The organism is Sulfurovum sp., assembly GCF_041562805.1.
Classification (GTDB): domain Bacteria; phylum Campylobacterota; class Campylobacteria; order Campylobacterales; family Sulfurovaceae; genus Sulfurovum.
In genome coordinates this window covers 1-3,902 of the sequence record NZ_JBFFOH010000202.1, presented here as the reverse complement: position 1 = coordinate 3,902, position 3,902 = coordinate 1, and the positions used below count along the sequence as shown (strand labels likewise).

General features: G+C 32.5%; 4 protein-coding genes and 1 pseudogene. 2 read left to right on the top strand and 3 right to left on the bottom strand.

Annotated elements, in window-relative coordinates:
- Positions 1-32: 32 nt before the first annotated feature.
- Entirely contained in the window at positions 33-308 is a 276-nt protein-coding gene (locus ABYK33_RS14515; RefSeq protein ID WP_373034011.1) for a hypothetical protein, read from the bottom strand.
- Between the two features lie 377 nt (positions 309-685).
- Between ABYK33_RS14515 and ABYK33_RS14510 the strand changes: the two genes are divergently transcribed.
- Entirely contained in the window at positions 686-1,030 is a 345-nt protein-coding gene (locus tag ABYK33_RS14510; protein ID WP_373034010.1) for a hypothetical protein, read from the top strand.
- 335 nt (positions 1,031-1,365) lie between these two features.
- Here the strand turns inward: ABYK33_RS14510 and ABYK33_RS14505 are convergent, their stop codons facing one another.
- Positions 1,366-2,532 (bottom strand): transposase, encoded by a 1,167-nt coding sequence (locus ABYK33_RS14505; RefSeq protein WP_373034009.1) that lies wholly within the window; start codon positions 2,530-2,532, stop codon positions 1,366-1,368.
- A 275-nt stretch (positions 2,533-2,807) separates the two neighbouring features.
- On the opposite strand from ABYK33_RS14505, the gene ABYK33_RS14500 reads away from it, so the two are divergent.
- Entirely contained in the window at positions 2,808-3,188 is a 381-nt protein-coding gene (locus tag ABYK33_RS14500; RefSeq protein ID WP_373034008.1) for a hypothetical protein, read from the top strand.
- A 24-nt stretch (positions 3,189-3,212) separates the two neighbouring features.
- Here the strand turns inward: ABYK33_RS14500 and ABYK33_RS14495 are convergent.
- A pseudogene (locus ABYK33_RS14495) lies at positions 3,213-3,902 on the bottom strand (aconitate hydratase); the annotation flags it as partial.

Below are 3,902 nucleotides of genomic sequence, written 5' to 3'. Positions count from 1 at the left end.
CATTGACATATTTGATCCTAATTTAAATAGTTTTAATTATTCATTTGTTCTAATAATTTTTTCTTTGCTTCTGTTCTTTCTTTATTTTCGGCAGCTGCTTGTTTTTTTTGATTATCTTCTTTTATTTTATCAGTAACAGGAGATGCTATTAGTTTTCCCGCTCCTTTGAATACTTCAAAAACTGAAGTTGCCATAGTACCTAGCATCTTTTTTTGACTTTCTGTTCTTTCTTCTTCGGTATCACCAAATAAAGAACCTGCATTTAACAAACTTATGGATACAAAAGTAGTAAATAGTAATTTCTTCACTTTTTATTCCTAATTTACAAAATATTTTATTTAATTAAGTAGTATACATACTTAATATCACATTTATGTCATATTTGGGCACAGTAGCTATTCTTAAATTACCAAATGCCATGTATTAGGGGATTCCAGAGGATTTATAACAGTTATAAACTCGAAATCAATACCCTGCCTCATGAATCCCCTTTATATGGGCATTCTTCATTTAAATAGTTAGCTGTTGGCATACAATTAACGTACATATTTGGCAGACTCTGCCAAAATATTTTTCATTAAGTCTTATATTGCAATTTATAGAAAAAACCTCTCGGTGCAAATATGACAAGGATATGACATACAAGATATTAAAGTATTCATTCAATAATGAATAAGGACTTACCATGAAACAAGTACTACTCTTATCTATCATAGCTACATCACTTCTATTTGGAAATAATTACACAACGAAGGAGGCTTCTAGACATATTGGTAAGCACGCTACTGTATGTGGAATGGTTAGTGAAGAATACTATGCTAAGAGAAGTAATGGACAACCTACATTTATAAACTTGGATGGAAGATATCCTAACCAAAAATTTACAATTTTTATATTGGGTAAAAATAGGCATAACTTTAGTTCAGCAGAGAGAAGCTATAATGGTAAGACTATCTGTGTAACTGGTCTTATTACGTGGCACAAAGGGATTCCCCTGATAAAAGTTAGTGATAAAAGTCAAATAAGATAAAAAAGGGAATTGAACCCCCTGTCATATATTGTATTAAAATTGTTTAAACTATGGATACAGCGTATGCTTCAGCTGTTTTGAAAAATATTAAAAATTAATGTGTCATTAGATAATGGGAGTTAATGACTGACACCTTATAAAGTTATATATTGAGCCACTTGCAAATTCAACATCATAAAGCAGCTCATTTTCAATAGTCTATAATCTACTATTGAAAAAAGTTGTCTATGAGATTATTTACAGCTAAAAACTGTTAAAAAACCTATTTTTAGGGTGTGCTTTATGGTTTAGATTTGAGGTAATGGTGTTTTTGACTTTAGTATTTAAATAAAGAGCTATGTAACAAGTTTCAAAGACTGCGTGATGCAGACAGACAACACAGCAAAGGCTAACACAGAAGCTACCTTCTGAGCTCCCTGATAATAGATCTTGCTGCATCCATAACTGTCTTTCAAATAGGCATTAACCCTCTCAACACTGGTTCTCTGGTTGTAATGGAGTTCATCCGAATCATTATAAAGCCTGAGTGGCTCTAATATCTTCTTTTCACTTTTTGCCAAAGCAATCTGTGCTTTGAGTTTTTTTGAATTCTTTGGATTAATATCAATAATGGGTCTGTGATTCTGTTTTTTAGAATAGTCCCTTATGATACTCGTATCATAAGCTGCATCAGCCAGGTCATACAAATAGTTTACTTTCTGACTACTCAGCTTGATAAGAGGTAATGCCAATGAACTATCATGTACAGATGCTGAAGAATAAATTGCTGTAATGGGAATATCACCATCTACGACTGAGAGGTGAAGTTTACCTCCTGTCCATTTGTGTCGGTTACCTTTTGAATTCTGTTTGATACTGGTATTACATTCTGTTCCTATGAGAGATAACATCTCTTCTGCTTCAGTCATTTTCTCCTGCTGTTGCAGAATACTTGGTTTTTTAGGAGGACCTTCTTCACCTTTCTTTGGACGTCCCTGTCTTCGTTTAGGCTTGATTTCTTTTGTACTCTTTCCATACATCACAGATTTTTCTCTAAGTTCTATGGCTGTGGAATCAATACTGCTATAAAAGAAAAGTGTCTCACTTAAATAATTCTCTATAAAAACATTATGGGCTTTAGATGCAATACGTTGTTGACTGAACTCTTTAAATACCCTGCTAAATTTAGATTCACTGGGAATCTTATTGCAATGTCTCCACCCACATAACAGGCGTAAGGTTCTATCGATCTTCAATCTGTCTATCAATTCTCTAGTGGTTTGAAAGTTATAAACCTGTTTGGCTACAAAGGCACGTGCCATCTCTTCTCTGTCTTTGGGTGGATTAGTGATCTGTGCGGAAGAAATAAATCTTTCTATCTGTGCAAAGTCAAGGATCTTTATCAGTTTTTCCTCTTTAGGACTTAAGGACCCCATAGACTCTTGTAACTTGGGGAAAAGACTCTGTTCTAAATTAATGACTTTAAGCCACATTTTTGAAAGTGAAGGTATAATTTTTCTCATAAGCTGACTCTTTTTTTCTGTTGGATTTTTGTGGTAAAAAATTATAACTTTTTGAAATCAGAATCAGCTTTTTTTCTTCATTATACTCTTAATAATCAACTTTTTATTGGAATCTGCAAGTGGCTCTATTTTATAAGGTTTCTTATCCATTAATAACTATCTGCAATCTTTTTCTACAATAATCTAAGTAATCAAACGAATATAGAAAGATTTATTTCCATATATTACTTAAATATGACATAAAGACGATATAGTGTTAATTAAAAAGGAAGAAAATGAAAAAATTACTCAAACTTGGTGCTTTACTGTTGATCACGTCTCTAATGACTACAGGTTGTGGAACTGGTCCAATATATAATGTACAATATAGTAAAATTGATAATCAAAAATCAAGCGCAGCTGTATATCAAGCTATTAAAGAGGGTGGCCAGTCTTTAGGATGGAAAATAACCAAAATTAAGCCAGGTGTTGCGGAAGGTAAACTTTACTTAAGAACACATCTTGCTGTTGTAAGAATAAACTATAGTAGTTCTGCATATAGTATTAACTATGTACGTAGTGAAAACTTGAATTACAATGCTGAAACAAAGAAAATACACACTAACTATAATGGATGGATTCAAAACCTAGAAAAAGCAATTGACGTTCGTCTTTAAGGATCAGCGGATAAAATAGAATTTTTATTTTATCCGTAACTTTTTACCTATCTGATTGATAGGTATCTCTTTTACAATTGTTAGCTTGATGGAAAACTTCAGGTTTGACAGATTACGTTGTAATATTTTTTTTATCTCATTAGCAGAAAATATCTCATTAGTCTCTAGCGTAATATCTAAATATTCCCCTCTCAAAGAAGAATTTTCCAGTCCTACAAATACCAATGCTTTACCAATTCCATCTACCTCTTCTAATATGTTTTCTACTTGAATGGTTGAGTAGCGTTTTCCTGCCAACTTGAAAATTTTAGAGCTTCTCCCCACAAGTTTAAAACATAATGATTCTTGCTCTATATAGTCAAATGTTTGTACTTCACCATTAGTCTGAGTAAAGCCATCTTCATAAAGTACAGAAGAAACAAAAGGTGATTTTACTTTTAGCTCATTATTTGTATTAGTAGAAACTTGAACACCAGCAAAAGGTTTCCAAAGAATTTCATCGTTAATTTTATAAGCGATTCCCCCTGTTTCCGTTGACCCGAAAATTTGGATAATATCTGTTTGAAATTTTTCATTGAAGGTTCGAATATTTTGAACATCAAGAGGTGCGGTTGAACTTATAAAAATAGATTGACTCAAATCTTTCTCTTGGCTGAGTTGGTTTAGTGCTTTAATATAGAGTGGAGTTGCTACAACCATAGTATAAGGATCAAT